Annotated in this window: 18 protein-coding genes; 5 read left to right on the forward strand and 13 right to left on the reverse strand. The window is 68.0% G+C overall.

Translation table 11 applies throughout. From position 1 onward, the window contains the following. Positions 1 to 5 precede the first annotated feature (5 nt). Entirely contained in the window at positions 6 to 767 is a 762-nt protein-coding gene (locus tag OG804_RS13430; protein WP_442941819.1) for an Rv2732c family membrane protein, read from the reverse strand. Further along, on the reverse strand, positions 755 to 2,308 hold the full coding sequence (miaB, locus tag OG804_RS13435) for a tRNA (N6-isopentenyl adenosine(37)-C2)-methylthiotransferase MiaB (RefSeq protein ID WP_328397405.1): 1,554 nt from the start codon (positions 2,306 to 2,308) through the stop codon (positions 755 to 757). Before miaB ends, OG804_RS13430 begins: the two co-directional genes overlap by 13 nt. A gap of 458 nt (positions 2,309 to 2,766) precedes the next feature. Between miaB and OG804_RS13440 the strand changes: the two genes are divergently transcribed. The 4 genes from OG804_RS13440 to OG804_RS13455 all read left to right on the forward strand — a co-directional run bounded on the left by OG804_RS13440 (position 2,767) and on the right by OG804_RS13455 (position 6,061). Further along, the gene (locus tag OG804_RS13440) at positions 2,767 to 3,495 is read left to right on the forward strand and encodes an amino acid ABC transporter ATP-binding protein (RefSeq protein WP_328398374.1); all 729 of its coding nucleotides are present in this window, start codon (positions 2,767 to 2,769) and stop codon (positions 3,493 to 3,495) included. Positions 3,496 to 3,566: 71 nt separating this feature from the next. Further along, a complete protein-coding gene (locus OG804_RS13445) occupies positions 3,567 to 4,406 on the forward strand; it encodes a glutamate ABC transporter substrate-binding protein (RefSeq protein WP_328397407.1) in 840 nt (279 codons plus the stop codon). A gap of 84 nt (positions 4,407 to 4,490) precedes the next feature. Next, positions 4,491 to 5,171, forward strand: coding sequence for an amino acid ABC transporter permease (locus OG804_RS13450; RefSeq protein WP_328397409.1), 681 nt, complete (start codon positions 4,491 to 4,493; stop codon positions 5,169 to 5,171). After that, positions 5,168 to 6,061 (forward strand): amino acid ABC transporter permease, encoded by an 894-nt coding sequence (locus tag OG804_RS13455; RefSeq protein ID WP_328397411.1) that lies wholly within the window; start codon positions 5,168 to 5,170, stop codon positions 6,059 to 6,061. Before OG804_RS13450 ends, OG804_RS13455 begins: the two co-directional genes overlap by 4 nt. 147 nt (positions 6,062 to 6,208) lie before the next feature. Here the strand turns inward: OG804_RS13455 and recX are convergent, their stop codons facing one another. The 11 genes from recX to pgsA form a co-directional block, all read right to left on the reverse strand. After that, on the reverse strand, positions 6,209 to 6,952 hold the full coding sequence (recX, locus tag OG804_RS13460) for a recombination regulator RecX (RefSeq protein WP_328397412.1): 744 nt from the start codon (positions 6,950 to 6,952) through the stop codon (positions 6,209 to 6,211). A gap of 4 nt (positions 6,953 to 6,956) precedes the next feature. Beyond that, positions 6,957 to 8,000, reverse strand: coding sequence for a recombinase RecA (gene recA, locus OG804_RS13465; RefSeq protein WP_328397414.1), 1,044 nt, complete (start codon positions 7,998 to 8,000; stop codon positions 6,957 to 6,959). 344 nt (positions 8,001 to 8,344) lie between these two features. Beyond that, positions 8,345 to 8,539 carry a DUF3046 domain-containing protein gene (locus OG804_RS13470; RefSeq protein WP_328397416.1) on the reverse strand — a complete coding sequence of 65 codons (195 nt, stop codon included), beginning with the start codon at positions 8,537 to 8,539 and terminating at the stop codon, positions 8,345 to 8,347. Between the two features lie 43 nt (positions 8,540 to 8,582). Beyond that, on the reverse strand, positions 8,583 to 9,746 hold the full coding sequence (locus OG804_RS13475) for a glycosyltransferase (protein ID WP_328397417.1): 1,164 nt from the start codon (positions 9,744 to 9,746) through the stop codon (positions 8,583 to 8,585). 133 nt (positions 9,747 to 9,879) lie between these two features. Beyond that, on the reverse strand, positions 9,880 to 10,593 hold the full coding sequence (locus OG804_RS13480; RefSeq protein ID WP_328397418.1) for a PIG-L deacetylase family protein: 714 nt from the start codon (positions 10,591 to 10,593) through the stop codon (positions 9,880 to 9,882). 95 nt (positions 10,594 to 10,688) lie between these two features. After that, a complete protein-coding gene (locus tag OG804_RS13485; protein WP_328398913.1) occupies positions 10,689 to 10,898 on the reverse strand; it encodes a hypothetical protein in 210 nt (69 codons plus the stop codon). Between the two features lie 71 nt (positions 10,899 to 10,969). Further along, positions 10,970 to 11,914 carry a phage shock envelope stress response protein PspM gene (gene pspM, locus OG804_RS13490; protein ID WP_328397419.1) on the reverse strand — a complete coding sequence of 315 codons (945 nt, stop codon included), beginning with the start codon at positions 11,912 to 11,914 and terminating at the stop codon, positions 10,970 to 10,972. Between the two features lie 30 nt (positions 11,915 to 11,944). Continuing rightward, positions 11,945 to 12,778, reverse strand: a complete 834-nt coding sequence (locus OG804_RS13495) for a PspA/IM30 family protein (protein WP_328397420.1) — start codon at positions 12,776 to 12,778, stop codon at positions 11,945 to 11,947. A 221-nt stretch (positions 12,779 to 12,999) separates the two neighbouring features. Then, on the reverse strand, positions 13,000 to 13,446 hold the full coding sequence (locus OG804_RS13500) for a helix-turn-helix domain-containing protein (protein WP_328398376.1): 447 nt from the start codon (positions 13,444 to 13,446) through the stop codon (positions 13,000 to 13,002). A gap of 107 nt (positions 13,447 to 13,553) precedes the next feature. Next, entirely contained in the window at positions 13,554 to 14,069 is a 516-nt protein-coding gene (locus OG804_RS13505; RefSeq protein WP_328397421.1) for a CinA family protein, read from the reverse strand. Further along, a complete protein-coding gene (gene pgsA / locus OG804_RS13510; RefSeq protein WP_328397422.1) occupies positions 14,066 to 14,719 on the reverse strand; it encodes a CDP-diacylglycerol--glycerol-3-phosphate 3-phosphatidyltransferase in 654 nt (217 codons plus the stop codon). The genes OG804_RS13505 and pgsA overlap by 4 nt, the downstream gene beginning before the upstream one ends. A gap of 110 nt (positions 14,720 to 14,829) precedes the next feature. On the opposite strand from pgsA, the gene OG804_RS13515 reads away from it, so the two are divergent. Beyond that, positions 14,830 to 15,381: an amino-acid N-acetyltransferase gene (locus OG804_RS13515; RefSeq protein WP_328397423.1), complete on the forward strand. Its 552-nt coding sequence runs from the start codon at positions 14,830 to 14,832 to the stop codon at positions 15,379 to 15,381. The last annotated feature ends 40 nt before the right edge of the window (positions 15,382 to 15,421 follow it).

Below are 15,421 nucleotides of genomic sequence, written 5' to 3' on the forward strand. Positions count from 1 at the left end.
CGAGGTCAGTCCTCGCCGAGACGCCGGCGCCGCTGCCGTTCCTCCTCGCGGGCCGCGGCGATGCGCCGCTGCTCCTCGGCCGCGAGTTGCAGTGTGGTGCGACTCCAGACGACCTTCACCCAGTGGAAGGTCAGCACCATGATCGCGAGAGTACCGAGCACCAGACCGATGCCCGGCCCGGCGCCCACATAATTGTTGATTCCCGGCGTCTGCCGGTGCCAGATGGAGAACACTCCGAACGCGCTGGCGATCGCCGACCCGGCGACCGCGATCCAGGCCAGCACCCAGCGCCGCGTCATCAGAGCCAGCAGCGAGAAACCGATCCCGAACACGAGCACGAACCAGACGAAGATCCGCGACGGCAACCCGATGTGCTCAGCCGTGGCCGCTTCCGATCCGAGCAGCACATCGAACCCGCGCGCGCCGCCGGCATGCGGCAGCACCAGCGACAGCAGCAGGACGAACACCGAACACGCGACCACCATGGCACGCACCCCGGGATCGATCTCACCGGCGATCCGGCGTTCCACCGCGTCCAGGTCTTCGCGGAACTCCTCGAACTGTTCGGTCTCGGCCGGTTTCACTGCGTCCTCGTTTCCATCGCCTGATCGGTCGCCCGCTCCAGCTGATTCGTCGCTCGCTGCGCCGCCGCTCGCCGGATCCGCGCGCGATTCGCCCGCCGCCGGGGATGCCGGTTGCGAGGTGTCGTCGGGTGGGCGACCCTGCTCGCCCTGATCGTCGTCGCCGGGCGCGCTCATGTCCCGCATCCGGAGGCGCACCCCGCGGTGACCGGCTCCGGTGCGGGCGCGCCGATCCGCGGCAATCCCAGCCCCACCCCGATGGGCGCGGTCTTCGGCGTGGCGCCGGCCTCGTGGGCGTCGCCGGCCCGGGTACGGCGATGGTCGCGGATCCCCGAGTCCGCGACCACATGGTGCGGTGCGGCGCCGGTCACCTCGACAGTCACCAGGTCGCCCGGCCGGATCCGCTCAGTCGCGCCTTCGGGCCGGAAGTGCACGAGCCGGCCGTCACGGGCCCGGCCGCTCATCCGGGCCGTGGCGGCGTTCTTCTTCCCCGCGCCGTCGGCCACCAGCAATTCGACCTCGACGCCCACCAGGGCCTGATTGGCCTCGAGACAGATCTGCTCCTGCAGGGCGATCAATCGGTCATAGCGTTCCTGCACCACCTGTTTGGGCACCTGATCGGCCATCTCCGCGGCCGGGGTACCCGGCCGGGGTGAGTATTGGAAGGTATACGCACTGGTGAAGCGCGCCTGCCGTACCACCTCGAGGGTCTGCTGGAAATCGTCCTCGGTCTCGCCGGGAAAGCCGACGATGATATCGGTGGTGATCGCGGCATGCGGCATCACCGCCCGTACCTTCTCGATTATCCCCAGGTACCGGGCCTGCCGGTAGGACCGGCGCATGGATTTCAACACCCGGTCCGAACCCGACTGCAGCGGCATGTGCAGTTGCGGGCAGACGTTGGGGGTCTCGGCCATCGCCTCGATGACATCGTCGGTGAATTCGGCGGGATGCGGTGAGGTGAAGCGGACACGCTCCAGCCCCTCGATCTGACCGCAGGCGCGCAGCAGTTTCGCGAAAGCGCCCCGGTCACGCGGCTGGTCCGGGTCGACGAACGAGGCGCCGTAGGCATTCACGTTCTGCCCGAGCAGCGTCACCTCCACCACGCCCTGGTCCACCAATGCCCGGACCTCGGCGAGGATGTCGCCGGGCCGCCGGTCCACTTCTTTGCCGCGCAGCGCGGGCACGATGCAGAACGTGCAGGTGTTGTTACAGCCGACCGAGATCGACACCCATCCCGCGTAGGCCGACTCGCGCCGCGCCGGGAGGGTCGAGGGGAACGCCTCGAGTGATTCCAGGATCTCCACCTGGGCTTCCTCATTGTGGCGGGCACGTTCCAGCAGCACCGGCAGCGCGCCGATGTTGTGGGTGCCGAACACCACGTCCACCCAGGGGGCCTTGCGCACCACCGTGTCGCGGTCCTTCTGCGCCAGGCAGCCGCCGACCGCGATCTGCATACCCGGCCGCGACGCCTTGATCGGCGCGAGATGGCCGAGGGTGCCGTACAGCTTGTTATCGGCGTTCTCCCGCACCGCGCAGGTGTTGAAGACCACCAGGTCGGCCGTCGCGCCGGGCGCGGCCCTCGTATAGCCCGCATCCTCGAGCAGGCCGGACAAGCGTTCGGAATCGTGCACGTTCATCTGGCAACCGAAGGTGCGGACCTCGTAACTACGCGCGTCGGCCGACTCGAGCCGGGCGGGGAGCGCTACCTGTCCGATCGAATCCACCCGTCCAGGGTACGGGCCCCCATCCCGGCGTTTTCCAGCAGATCCACCACCCGCGCCGCGGCGGCGGGCCGGTACCCGGACGGCCGGGCGGGTACCGGGCGCGGTCGCGTCGATCTCCGCGGTGCGGATCGGGTCCGTGCCCCGAGCCGTCCGGATACCTCGCGAGCCTCCGTTCCCGTGTGCCCGGACCGGACGGTTGCCCTGGAGGGTCTCGCACGGCTACCGGAGACGGACCGATTTCGCCCCATCTTTCCTTCGGTCCCATGGCAAGCAAATCCTCGACGAGCGAATGGATTACGGCGTATTACCACCGGGTTAAACCCGAATTTCGGCCCGGCGTGGCGTAAAGGTGTGTCACGGAAAGGCGCGCAAATCCCGAGATTCGGCTTAAGGTCATTTCCATGACCGACACCGACGCCGACGCACGTGGGGCGTCCGGCGACACCCCCGCGCCGCCGATGATCACCCTACGCGCCGTCGACAAGCACTTCGGTGCCCTGCACGTTCTGCGCAATATCGATCTCGAGGTGCCCCGCGGGCAAGTCGTGATCGTGCTCGGGCCCTCCGGCTCCGGGAAATCGACACTGTGCCGCACCATCAACCGTCTGGAGCCGATCGATTCCGGTGAGATCAGCGTCGACGGGGTCCCGTTGCCTGCCGAGGGTCGCGCCCTCGCGGCGCTGCGCGCCGACGTCGGCATGGTCTTCCAGTCGTTCAATCTCTTCGCGCACAAGTCGATCGTGGAAAACGTCATGCTCGCGCCGCTGAAGGTTCGTAAGTCCAAGAAGGATGAGGCGCGCAAGCGGGCCATGGAACTGCTGGAACGCGTCGGTATCGCCGACCAAGCGGACAAGTATCCCGCCCAGCTCTCCGGTGGACAGCAACAGCGCGTCGCCATTGCCCGGGCGCTGGCGATGAATCCCAAGGTGATGCTCTTCGACGAGCCGACCTCGGCCCTCGACCCGGAGATGGTCAACGAGGTCCTCGACGTGATGGTCTCGCTGGCCAAAGAGGGGATGACGATGCTGGTCGTCACCCACGAGATGGGGTTCGCCCGCCGTGCCGGCGATCGGGTGCTCTTCATGGCCGACGGCCAGGTCGTGGAGGACACCGACCCCGAGACATTCTTCAGCGCGCCGAAGTCCGACCGTGCCAAGGACTTCCTGGGCAAGATTCTCAGCCACTGAATCGGCCCGGCTGTACGACAAGGCACAGCTCGAGGGCATAGCGCCGTCGAGAAGATGAGGGAAGGAAACCGATGAGGATCAACCGAGCACTCCGCATCGCGGTCGGCGCGGTGGCGGTGGCCGTCACGGCCGCCACCACCGCGGCCTGCGGCGGCGGTAGCGATAAGACCGCGCTGGAGAATGCCCAGGAGGGCCAGCTCACCATCGGCATCAAATACGATCAGCCCGGTCTGGGACTGCGTAATACCGACGGTTCGTACAGCGGCTTCGATGTCGAGGTGGCCAAGTACGTGGCCGCCAAACTCGGCGTCCAGCCCGACGGCATCACCTTCAAGGAAGCTCCCTCCGCGCAGCGCGAGACCCTGATCGAGAACGGGCAGGTCGATTTCGTCGTCGCCACCTACTCGATCACCGACGCCCGCAAGGAGAAGGTCGATTTCGCCGGTCCCTATTACGTGGCCGGGCAGAGCCTGCTGGTCCGGGCCGACAACAACGAGATCACCGGTCCGGACAGCCTGGCCGGCAAGACGGTGTGCTCGGTGACCGGCTCCACGCCCGCGCAGAACATCCAGAAGAAGTACCCCGACACCCAGCTGCAGACCTACGACACCTACTCGCTGTGCCTGGAGGGTCTGAACAGTGGCGCCGTCGCGGCGGTCACCACCGATGACATCATCCTGGCCGGTTACGCCTCCCAGTCGCCCGGCAAGTACAAGGTCGTCGGCGACAAGTTCACCACGGAGAACTACGGAATCGGCCTGAAGAAGGGCGATCAGGAAACCCGCGACAAGATCAACGACGCGATCGAGGAAATGATCAGCTCGGGCGCCTGGGACACCGCGTTCCAGGAGTCGGTCGGCAAGGCTGCGAGCTACGAGACCCCGCAGGCCCCGCAGGTGGACCGGTACTGACCGCCGCATCGGAGGGCCGGGCCGCGTGTGCGGCCCGGCCTTCCGATCCCGGCCCATCCCGCCGATCGGAGGCGCGCAACCACCGTGTTCGATTTGATCTCGGAATACGACACCCAGCTGCTCGAAGCATTCTGGATGACCATCAAACTGACCCTGTTCTCGGTTGTCGGTTCACTGGTGCTGGGCACCGTCGTCGCCGGAATGCGGGTATCGCCGGTGCCCGTGGCCCGCTGGGTCGGCACCGCCTACGTGACCGTGTTCCGCAACACCCCACTCACCCTCATCCTGGTGTTCTGTTCGCTGGGCCTGTACTCCACGCTCGGTATGAATCTGGCCTCCGAGGGGCCCACCTCGCTGGCCGACAACAACTTCCGCTGGGCGGTCATCGGCCTGAGTGTGTACACGGCGGCGTTCGTCTGTGAATCGCTGCGCGCCGGCATCAATACAGTGCCGATGGGGCAGTCCGAGGCCGGGCGCTCGCTGGGCCTGAGTTTTCTGCAGAACCTGCGGATCATCGTGCTGCCGCAGGCGTTCCGCTCGGTGATCGCCCCGCTGGGCAGCGTGTTCATCGCACTCACCAAGAACACGACAGTGGCCTCCGCGATCAGTGTCGCCGAAGCCTCGTTCCTGATGAAGAACATGATCGAAACCGAGGCGGCGCTGCTGACCATCGGCCTCATCTTCACCGTCGGTTTCGTCATCCTGACCCTGCCGGCCGGCCTGCTGTTCGGGTATCTGGCCAAACGATTCGAGGTGGCCCGATGAGCCGCACGCCCTCCGTTCTCTACGACGCGCCGGGTCCGGCCGCCCGGATCCGCAATATCGTCTATTCGATCGTGGTGCTGGTGGTGGTCCTCGCCGCGGCGTGGTTCGTCTACCGCGGCTTCGCCGACAAAGGGCAGTTCACAGCCGAGAAATGGGAGCCGTTCCTCGACGGCGCGGTGTGGACGACCTATATCCTGCCCGGCCTGCGCGGCACCATCGTCGCGGCAGTGCTGTCGATCGTGTTCGCGCTGGTTCTCGGCATGGTCTTCGGTGTCGCCCGGCTCTCCGAGCACCGCTGGGTGCGCTGGACGGCGGGCACGATCGTCGAGATCGCTCGCGCCATCCCGGTGCTGATCCTGATGATCTTCCTGTTCGCGCTGTACTCCGAATACGACCTCTTCGCCTCCGAATACCTGGCGCTGTCGGCCGTGGTGACCGCGCTGACCATCTACAACGGCTCGGTGATCGCGGAGATCGTGCGCGCCGGAATTCTGTCGCTCCCCAAAGGGCAGTCCGAGGCCGGTGTCGCGCTCGGCCTGCGCAAGGGCCAGCTGATGCGGCTCATCCTGCTCCCGCAGGCGGTCACCGCGATGCTCCCGGCCCTGATCTCACAGATGGTGGTCGCCCTGAAGGATTCGGCGCTCGGCTATGTGATCACCTACGAGGAGGTCGTTCGTAGCGCGCAGCAGCTCGGCGCCGCCGAATCGAATACGATCCCGGCACTCATCGTCGTCGCGATCATCATGATCGTGCTGAACGTGCTCTTGTCCACGGTCGCCACCCAGCTGGAGAAGCGGTTGCGTTCGGGCCGCCGCAAACGCGGTGCCGCGGTGGTCGCCGCCGATTCGGTGATCGGCGACGCAGTACCCGGGGTGGATATCACCAAGTAGGCCGGACAGGCCGGCCCTTGGGCGTCGCTACCGGATGGGCGCCCGCTCGGCTGCCGGGTTGCGCACGGGTAACACAGCCGATAGTTCCGTGGCCCGGATCCCTCGACGAGGGATCCGGGCCACCACTGTGCTATTGCTCCGGGCGACTCACTCGAACGGCGCGTCCCCGTCGCCGAACTCCCCGGAATCCGTGCCGAGTGCCTCCCATTCGGCCTTGACCACCGAATACGCCACGGAATGCCCGTACCCGCGGCGGGCGAGCATCCCCACCAGCCGCCGGATGGCCTTATCCCGGTCCAGTCCCGCGGGCAGGCTCCGCAGTTTGCGGCGCACGAGTTCGGTCGCGCGGTCGTACTCGTCGTCGGCGGTGACGCTTTCCAGCGCTGCCACGGAATCCTCCGGAGACACCCCTTTGCGCCGCAGCTCCTGGGCGAGGACTCGCCGCCCTTTTCCGGAGAAACCGTGCCGCTCGCGCACCCACTGCCGGGCGAAGTCGGCGTCGTCGATCAGTCCGACGTCGGCCAGCCGGTCCAGCGCCCGGTCGGCCACCTCGACCGGGATTCCCTTGGCAGACAGACGCTGCGCCAGTTCGGCCCGGCTGCGAGCGCGGACGGCCAGCAGCCGTAGACAAGCCTCCCGGGCCTGTTCGACATCCGCTGCGGGCGCATCGCCACCCGGATCGCCTTCGGCGTCACTTCGAGCAGCGGATCGTTCACCCCCGCCCGGTCCGGAGCCGGCCGGGCGAGCCCGCTGCGGATCGGGCTCGCCCGGCCGGGAACTCCGGGCCGGCCCGGTGGTGCTCCCACCGGCCGCCAGGAGTTCGTCGAGTCGCCGCCGCACCTGTGCCACCGGATCGGCGGCGTCGGAGCGCGACGCGCCCCACTGGTCCATCTGGTCAGAAATCGGCCGGGGTCTCTTCCGCCTCCAGCGCGGTGACATCCGCGCCGATCCCCAGCTTTTCCTTGATCTTCTTCTCGACTTCGTCCCGGATATCGATGTTCTCCAGGAGGAATTTCCGGGCGTTTTCCTTGCCCTGCCCGAGCTGATCCCCTTCGTAGGTGTACCAGGATCCGGACTTACGAATGAACCCGTGTTCCACCCCCATATCGATCAGCGAGCCTTCCTTCGAAATTCCGTGGCCGTACAGAATATCGAATTCAGCCTGTTTGAAAGGCGGTGAGACTTTGTTCTTCACGACCTTCACGCGAGTACGGTTTCCTACCGCGTCACTACCGTCCTTCAACGTTTCGATACGACGTACATCGAGCCGCACGGAAGCGTAGAACTTCAAAGCCTTTCCGCCCGTTGTCGTTTCGGGGGAACCGAACATGACGCCGATCTTTTCCCGCAACTGGTTGATGAAGATGGCGGTGGTGCCGGAATTGTTCAGGGCGCTGGTCATCTTGCGCAATGCCTGGCTCATCAGGCGGGCCTGCAGGCCGACGTGACTGTCACCCATTTCACCTTCGATCTCGGCGCGGGGCACCAGCGCGGCCACCGAGTCGATGACGATGATATCGATGGCGCCGGAGCGGACCAGCATATCGGCGATTTCGAGGGCTTGTTCACCGGTATCCGGCTGGGAGACCAGCAGCGCGTCGGTATCGACGCCGAGCTTGGCGGCGTAGTCGGGATCGAGGGCGTGTTCCGCGTCGATGAACGCGGCCACGCCCCCCGCCGCCTGAGCATTGGCGACCGCGTGCAGGGCGACGGTGGTTTTACCGGAGGCTTCCGGACCGTAGATCTCCACGACCCGGCCGCGGGGCAGACCGCCGATCCCCAGTGCGACGTCGAGGGCGATGGATCCGGTCGGAATCACCGAGATCGGCTGGCGGGCTTCTTCCCCGAGACGCATCACCGCCCCCTTGCCGAAACTCTTCTCGACCTGCGCGAGCGCGAGTTCGAGGGCCTTGTCGCGGTCGTAGGGCTGTGGCGCCATTGTGTCTCCCCTTTTCACCGGGTGGATCGATAGGTGGTGTGGTTGGCGCCCACAGTAGAGGGCGGCACCGACAAGTTCGCGCCTCAGCCTAGACGAACAGGTGTTCGAGTCAAGCTACGCCTCCGCGCGTCGTCGGGCAGGTGCTCGCCGCGCGGTCACCGCTGCGGGAGCGCGGTCTCATCCCCTTCCGGCCGGGTGCCGTGGATGCGCGCTGCGCGTCGATGATGCTGTTCTGCTACGACACGTCCAGGAACGGCATCCGCCGTCGGCATCCATGGCTACCTGCGGCAACCGCGCGAAGGCGGCGCGGCATCACTCCCGAAGGACGTGATCGCCCGGCGATATCACCACCGGGAGCGCGGTACGTCGAATTCGGCGCAGAGCGCGCGCCATACTTCGCGAGGATCGACACCGGCTTCGATGGCGGCAGCACCGGTCCGGCTGCCGAGCGCGAGGATGGCGTGATCATTGAGCAGAGCGTCGCCGCGCGCCTCGCCGAATTCGGTGTGCATGAGTTCCTGGAATTCCGTCAACCGCACCGGGCACAACATACTCGCACCGATAGCGGTGGGCACGGCCCGGTCAGTGCGCCCGCACCGAATCCAGTACCCGCTGACAGATCCGGACCGGATCGGCCACCGCATCCGCGCCGGCGGCCGCCTCCCGCGCCGCTTCGGTGAACCGCGGCTCCCCCAGCACGCGGAGCACGGCGTCCCGCACAGCCTCCGCGGTGAGCGGCCGGACCAACAGCGACACTCCTCGCCGTTGCGCGCGATTGGCCAGTTCCCATTGGTCACCACCGCCGGGGACGGTCACCACCGGCACACCCGCGGACAGCGACTTGGCCAGCAGTCCGTGCCCACCACCGCCGACCACCACCGACGCGTCGGCGAGTAGTTCGTCCTGCCGGCCCAGCCCGGCGGTCGCCCACTCCGGCAGCGGATGCGGCGGTTCGTCGAGCATGGAGATCGCCACCCGGACACCGGTTCCCGCCAGCGCCTCCAGCACCGTCTCCGCCATTCCGGTCACCCCGGTATGCGCGGTGGACGGCGCCACCACCACCAGCGGGCCGTCGCCCGGCGGCCGTTCCAGCCGCCGGTCGGTGGGTTCCCACAGCAGCGGGCCGACCACTTCGGCTTCCGCCGGCCAATCCGGGCGCGGCACCTCCAGCGCGGGCAAGGTGGCGACGAGCCGCGCGGCCGGACCCGGATCGGCAGCGGGCAATCCCACACCGACCCTGGCCATCTCACGCTGCCGCGTCCCGGTCCGCACGGCACGGTCGGTGAACGCCCGCAGCACCGTGTCCCGCGCACGCCCGCGGATACCGGTCCCCGGCGCGAGTCCACTTCCGATGGGCGGCAGACCTTTCGACGGGAGGTACAGCGGATGCGGCGAGAGTTCCACCCACGGCACCCGCAACCGTTCGGCGGCCATCCCGCCGCCGGCGGTGAGTACGTCGGAGACGACGAGTTCGGGCAGCATGGCGCCGAGTTCGGGCAGGATCTCGGTCGAGATATAGGCGGCCCGTTGATGAATCCGCGCGCCGGCATCCGCGTCGTCGTCGATAGGACGGGGCGCCAGCCCCTTCAACCGCCGAACACCGATACCGGCGGCGCGCGCGGCGTCGAACCACCGGGGGCCGGTGAAAAGGACGGGCTCATCACCCGCATCGCGGAAACGCAGGCACAACGCGATAGCGGGAAACGCATGGCCCGGATCGGGACCGGCGACGACGGCTACTCGCATCCGCCCACCCTGCCATGTCTTTTGCGTACCGGCGCGCGCGGGGTTGAGCTGTGCTTTTCGGCATCGGTTCGACACGTCCGCCACAGCGAACCCCCGGGCCGGTTCCCTTCGGGACTCCGGCGCCGCCGCCGACTCAACCAGCGAAGGTGAACAGTTCGAATCCGACGGCGCGTTCGGCGTCGAACCCGGTGAGCGGGCCCGTCGTCATGTTCACGACCGCGCGCACCTGGTCGGCCACCGGTTCCGGACTCAGGACCTCGAGGTACCGGCGGTGTTCGGCCAGTGATCGCTCGGCGACACCGACGGTCGCGGTGACGTCCACCGCGTGGGTGGCCCCCGCGGGGACCGCCACGGCCGCCCATCGCACGGACCACGGCGCGGATTCGGTGAGGTCGGGGAATATCCATTCGTTGCCGGCGTCGGATACCGCGTCCAGACCGGCTCGGCCGACGGCACGGTGGTCGGCACTGTTGACGATGCCCGGCGCCCAGGTCGGGCCGAAATGGCCGAGTACCACCACCTCCGGCCGGTGCCTGCGGATCGCGGCGGCCAGATCACGCCGCAGTGCGGGATTCGCCTCTATCCGGCCGTCCGGATGGCCGAGGAACTCGACCTCGCGCACCCCGACGACCGCCGCCGAGGCGCGCTCCTCGGCTTCGCGCAGCGGTCCGGACTCCGCGGGCGGCACCCCGGCGATCCCCGCTTCGCCCGAGGTCACCAACAGGTACCGGACGTCTTTGCCCTGGCCGGTCCAGCGGGCCACCGCCGCGGCGACCCCGTACTCGATATCGTCGGGGTGGGCCACGATGACCAGGGCGCGCTGCCAATCCTCCGGAAAGTGCTGCACCACCCCATTCAAACACCGCCGCGCTGCCCGCGACAGGGAAAGCCGGATATCCCGCCTGGTGGCGGAACATCCGGCCCGGCGCTACGCGATTCGGATCAGACTTTGGTGACCGAGTTGTCGTTCGAGCCCGAGATCGCCTTGTAGAGCAGATACAGGCCGAACACCACCGCGCCGATCACCAGGATCGGGAAAAGGCCTTTGATCAATGCGCCGATCACCGCCAGCGCGATCCAGACGACGGCGACCACGCCGATGATCTTCCAGAGCATAAGTGCCTCCCAGCGGTTGTCTCCTGCTTCGAGCATGGCACCGCGGAGTCGGGAAATCACCAGGTGAGAAGCAATATCCGGGGAAGATCAGGGTTGTCCCTGAGGGCTCAGGAACGATCCCGGCGCCGGGCCGCCTCAGCGACAGGCTGCTGCCGGGGTGCCGCGGCGGCCGCCGGCGGCAACAGCGTCTCCGGCGCCCGGTCGGCGAGTTCGGTGAGGGCCTGCGCCCAGCCGTCCATCCGGTCGGCGGCCTGGCGGAGGTCGGCGACGATACCGTCGAACGCGTAGCGCAAGGCACCCGTCTCGTCCACCGCGAGCACCCGAGTAGCCGCGGCCACGACGTGTTCGTACTCGACGACCCCGGTATCGAGCCGGGCGAGCATCGACTGCACCGTTTCCTCGAGCCGGCGGGCATCGGCCGCGCCGGCGAGTTCGGCCGCGTTGCCGCCGAGCGCGCGGACCGCGTCTTCCATGGTGGCGATATCGGCGGCCAGCGCGGTGAGCGCGGCCGCGCCGGAAGCCGCGGTGGCCACCATATCCTCGAGTTCGTCCGACGGGAGGCGGCGAGAGCGGGCGATCTGGCCGGCCACATCGTGCAGGACTTGTTCGGCGCGGGCCAGCCGGGCCATCGCGGGTCGGGTGGTGGACCGGGCGGCGGGAAGTCTGCGCGGCACGTACCCGGCCAGTGGCAGCGGAGCACGTCGCAGCCGCAGATAGCGGCGAGTGCTGAGCGCCGCACCGGTGACCAGCACGACAGCGCCGCCACCGAGTACCACCACGGCCCAGGCGGGAGCGGACAGGATCACCAATCCGACCGCTCCGGCGGTGGTGAGACCGGAAACGGTACCCAGGCCGATACTGCGCCGCCGGGCCCGGCGGCGTCTACGGAGTTCGCGTTCGCGCGGATCCGCCCAGCGGCGGACTGCGACGAACGCATTCTCTCCGGCTGTGCGCAGCGTGTCGGCGACGTATGCGGCCTGCGGCTGCAGTTCGGGCCAGGCGCGGGTGAGGTCCCGGGTCCCGGCCCGGAATCGGGACCGTTCCGATGGCATGCTGCTGTTCCTCGCCGACTCTGAGATCCGCTACTGCTGTGCGGTCTGGCCTTTGTTCATCTGGGGCTGTGGTTGCGCCGGCTCCGTCGCGGACTTGCCGGCGTCGATCGCCGAGTTGGTGTTGCCGGAGGGGAGCGCGTCTCCACGCATGGAGGCGCGGATCTGCTCGAGCCGGCTGTGCCCGGCCATCTGGACGCTGGCCTGCTGGACCTCCATCATGCGCCCCTGGACGGTGTTCTGGGCGAGTTCGGCCGAGCCGAGCGCGGTGGCGTAGCGCCGTTCGATCTTCTCCCGCACCGCGTCCAGGCTGGGGACGCTGCCGGGGGCGGACAGGGTGCTGTCCATCTGCTGCAGGGAAGCACTGACCTGCTCCTGCATCTTGGCCTGTTCGAGCTGGCTGAGCAGTTTGGTGCGCTCGGCGACCTTCTGCTGCAGCAACATGGCGTTCTGCTCGACCGCCTTCTTGGCCTGGGCGGCCGCCTGCAGTGACTGGTCGTGCAGGACCTTCAGATCTTCGACCGATTGTTCGGCCGTGACCAGCTGCGCGGCGAATGCCTCGGCGGCGTTGGTGTACTGGATCGCCTTCTCGGCATCGCCGGCGCCGTTGGCCTGGTCGGCGAGCACGACCGCCTGCCGCGCATTGGCGTTGAGCTTCTCGACCTCGTCGAGTTGCCGGTTCAGTTTCATCTCCAGCTGCCGCTGGTTTCCGATCACCGAGGCTGCCTGCTGCGACAGGGCCTGGTGCTGACGTTGAGCCTCTTCGATAGCCTGCTGAATCTGGACCTTCGGATCCGCGTGCTCCTCGATCTTGGAGTCGAAGAGGGCCATCAGGTATTTCCAGGCCTTCGTGAACGGATTAGCCATCGGTTGATCCCGCCTCCATCTACTGTGCCGCCTGGGCGACTCGGAGTGCGCGACCGTCACGCACTCGTATATGCCTATCCTCCACCATCCGGCACCGGGTACCGGCTACCGAACGACGCCGCGTCTCGCCGAGAGCGGCCGCGCCGACGCATACTACGAATCTATCCGGTCCTGCGCGCCACGCGCATTGTCACGATCGGGTATACCGCCGCTATAACCGGTCAGGCGGCTTCGACCAGGACCAGCGGACCGTTCGTGGGTGCGGGTATGACGATCCGGGTGTCCCCGTCGACATGTGCCCGGACACCGGCCGCCGCCGAAGCGGCCGGGGCGGCGGGTTCGGCGGCCGGGGTATCGGAGACCGGTTCCGCGGCGGCCGGGGTACCCGCCATTTCGGCGGGTCGGCGGCCCGCAGCGCCGGCGGCGACGGGGAGATCCTCACCGGCGATGGCCGTGCTGACATCCCAGAGCACCCGGGAAAGGGGAACGTCGAGGGCCTCGCAGATCGCGGCCAGCAGCTCGCTGGAGGCCTCCTTGCGTCCCCGCTCGACTTCGGAGAGGTACCCCAGGCTCACCCGCGCCGAGGTGGACACTTCACGCAGGGTCCGGCTCTGGGCGAGGCGCGCACGCCGCAGACTGTCCCCGATCGCTTCTCGCAGCAGCGTCATCGAGTTCTCCTTCTCCCGGTAGGCGTAGCCCACGGCACGCACGCGGTTCTCTCTTCGCACAACGTCCGAACCGACCCCGTGGGTTCCCGGGCCGGCCGCGGAACTGCTCACCGGGTAGGTGATTCGCTCCGCACACACCGCAGCAGTTCCTGGACCGCGGTCTGTGTCGCTGTGAACCTGATATTCCACCGGTCGCCGGTGAGTTTCAACCGCATCACCTCGGTATGCCGGGGACCAGCGAGACCGAGGAAGACGGTGCCGACGTCGATACCGTCCTGTGGGTCGGGGCCGGCGACCCCGGTGAGTGCTACTCCCCAATCGGCGCCGCAGCAGGTCCGCGCGCCGACGGCGAGCTGTTGCGCGGTGCTCGCCGCCACTGGCCCCTCAGTGGCGAGGACCTGCTCGTCGACCCCGGCGAGACGGTGTTTGAGATCGGTCGCGTACACCACCAGGCCGCCACGCAGGACAACGCTCGCGCCGGGTACTCCGGCGATCGTGGCGGCCACCAGACCCGCGGTGAGCGATTCGGCGGTCGCCATCGTCTGCCCCCGGAGCCGGAGGGCGGTGACGAGATCCGCGGCGACGGTGCCGGCGGTCAGCGGACCGGCCTGCTCCACGGTCATGCGCGGGTGCGGTGGGGTCCGGCCAGCCACAGCCTGGCGGCCTGACCGACATAATCCAGCCCTGTTACCACTGTCAGCACCAACGCGATCCACATCAAGGCCATTCCCGCGGTCGCGAAACCACCGGACAGCGGCAGTAGCAGCACGCCGATGGCCACCGACTGGACCAGGGTTTTGAGCTTCCCGCCGCGACCGGCCGGGATGACCCCGCGGCGCACCACCGCCAGCCGCAACAGCGTGACCCCGATTTCACGGGCGCAGATGACGACGGTCATCCACCACGCCAGATCACCCAGGACCGACAGCCCGATGAGCGCGGAACCGATGAGCGCCTTGTCGGCGATGGGGTCGGCCAGTTTTCCGAAATCGGTGACGAGTCCGTACTTGCGGGCCAGCTGGCCGTCGAACCGATCGGTGACCGCGGCGAGCGCGAACAGCGCGGTCGCGGTGATCCGCCATCCGCTCTGGTGGCCACCGTCGGCGAACAGCGCCAGGACGAACAGCGGGACCAGCGCGATCCGGATCATGGTGAGGATGTTCGCGATATTCAGCAGCGGGACCGCGGATTCGGCGGGCGCGGGGACGAGTCCGCCGCGCGGCGGTCCGGGCGCGGTGAGCCGCCGGTCGATCTCCTCGGGGTGCACGCTCATGGCCGCCCATCGGCCGCCGCGCCGGGACAGGCGCGCGGGGTCGAGCGGGAGGGCGGGATCTGCGGCACACACCCAGACTATCGGTAGCCCGGCCGACTACTGTGCACCCCATGACCTCACGGGGACCACTGGGTGGTTCGACCAGCGACGCGCCCGGGACGCGGACCGCCACCGTACGGGTGCGGCGCGCCCGCACCTCGGATGTCCCGGCGATCAAGGGGCTCGTCGATGTGTACGCGGGGCGCATCCTGCTGGAGAAGAATCTCGTCAACCTCTACGAATCGGTGCAGGAGTTCTGGGTCGCCGAGCTCGGTGATCGAGTCGTGGGCTGCGGTGCGCTGCACGTACTGTGGGCCGATCTCGGCGAAGTGCGCACCGTGGCGGTCCTTCCGGATGTGAAAGGCCACGGTGTGGGCAAACTCATCGTGGAGCATCTGGTCGAGGTGGCCCGGGAGCTGGAGCTGAGCCGGTTGTTCGTACTGACCTTCGAGGTCGAGTTCTTCGCTCACCACGGCTTCGCGGAGATCGACGGCACCCCGGTGACCGCGGAGGTGTACGCGGAGATGTGCCGGTCCTACGACACCGGTGTCGCGGAGTTCCTGGATCTGAGTTATGTGAAACCGAACACTCTCGGCAACACCCGGATGCTGCTCACCCTGTGAGATCCGGTGGGAGCGGTCAACAGCCCTCCCGCCCGGGGCA

This window comes from Nocardia sp. NBC_00416 (assembly GCF_036032445.1).
In the GTDB taxonomy this organism is placed as follows: domain Bacteria; phylum Actinomycetota; class Actinomycetes; order Mycobacteriales; family Mycobacteriaceae; genus Nocardia.

Excerpts from the sequence above, each read along its gene's own strand:
- OG804_RS13430 (WP_442941819.1), bottom strand. The coding sequence starts at position 767 with ATGCGGGACATGAGCGCGCCCGGCGACGACGATCAGGGCGAGCAGGGT.
- OG804_RS13440 (WP_328398374.1), top strand. The coding sequence starts at position 2,767 with ATGATCACCCTACGCGCCGTCGACAAGCACTTCGGTGCCCTGCACGTT.
- OG804_RS13445 (WP_328397407.1), top strand. The coding sequence starts at position 3,567 with ATGAGGATCAACCGAGCACTCCGCATCGCGGTCGGCGCGGTGGCGGTG.
- OG804_RS13455 (WP_328397411.1), top strand. The coding sequence starts at position 5,168 with ATGAGCCGCACGCCCTCCGTTCTCTACGACGCGCCGGGTCCGGCCGCC.
- recX (WP_328397412.1), bottom strand. The coding sequence starts at position 6,952 with ATGGACCAGTGGGGCGCGTCGCGCTCCGACGCCGCCGATCCGGTGGCA.
- recA (WP_328397414.1), bottom strand. The coding sequence starts at position 8,000 with ATGGCGCCACAGCCCTACGACCGCGACAAGGCCCTCGAACTCGCGCTC.
- OG804_RS13475 (WP_328397417.1), bottom strand. The coding sequence starts at position 9,746 with ATGCGAGTAGCCGTCGTCGCCGGTCCCGATCCGGGCCATGCGTTTCCC.
- OG804_RS13485 (WP_328398913.1), bottom strand. The coding sequence starts at position 10,898 with ATGCTCGAAGCAGGAGACAACCGCTGGGAGGCACTTATGCTCTGGAAG.
- pspM (WP_328397419.1), bottom strand. The coding sequence starts at position 11,914 with ATGCCATCGGAACGGTCCCGATTCCGGGCCGGGACCCGGGACCTCACC.
- OG804_RS13495 (WP_328397420.1), bottom strand. The coding sequence starts at position 12,778 with ATGGCTAATCCGTTCACGAAGGCCTGGAAATACCTGATGGCCCTCTTC.
- OG804_RS13500 (WP_328398376.1), bottom strand. The coding sequence starts at position 13,446 with ATGACGCTGCTGCGAGAAGCGATCGGGGACAGTCTGCGGCGTGCGCGC.
- OG804_RS13505 (WP_328397421.1), bottom strand. The coding sequence starts at position 14,069 with ATGACCGTGGAGCAGGCCGGTCCGCTGACCGCCGGCACCGTCGCCGCG.
- pgsA (WP_328397422.1), bottom strand. The coding sequence starts at position 14,719 with ATGAGCGTGCACCCCGAGGAGATCGACCGGCGGCTCACCGCGCCCGGA.
- OG804_RS13515 (WP_328397423.1), top strand. The coding sequence starts at position 14,830 with ATGACCTCACGGGGACCACTGGGTGGTTCGACCAGCGACGCGCCCGGG.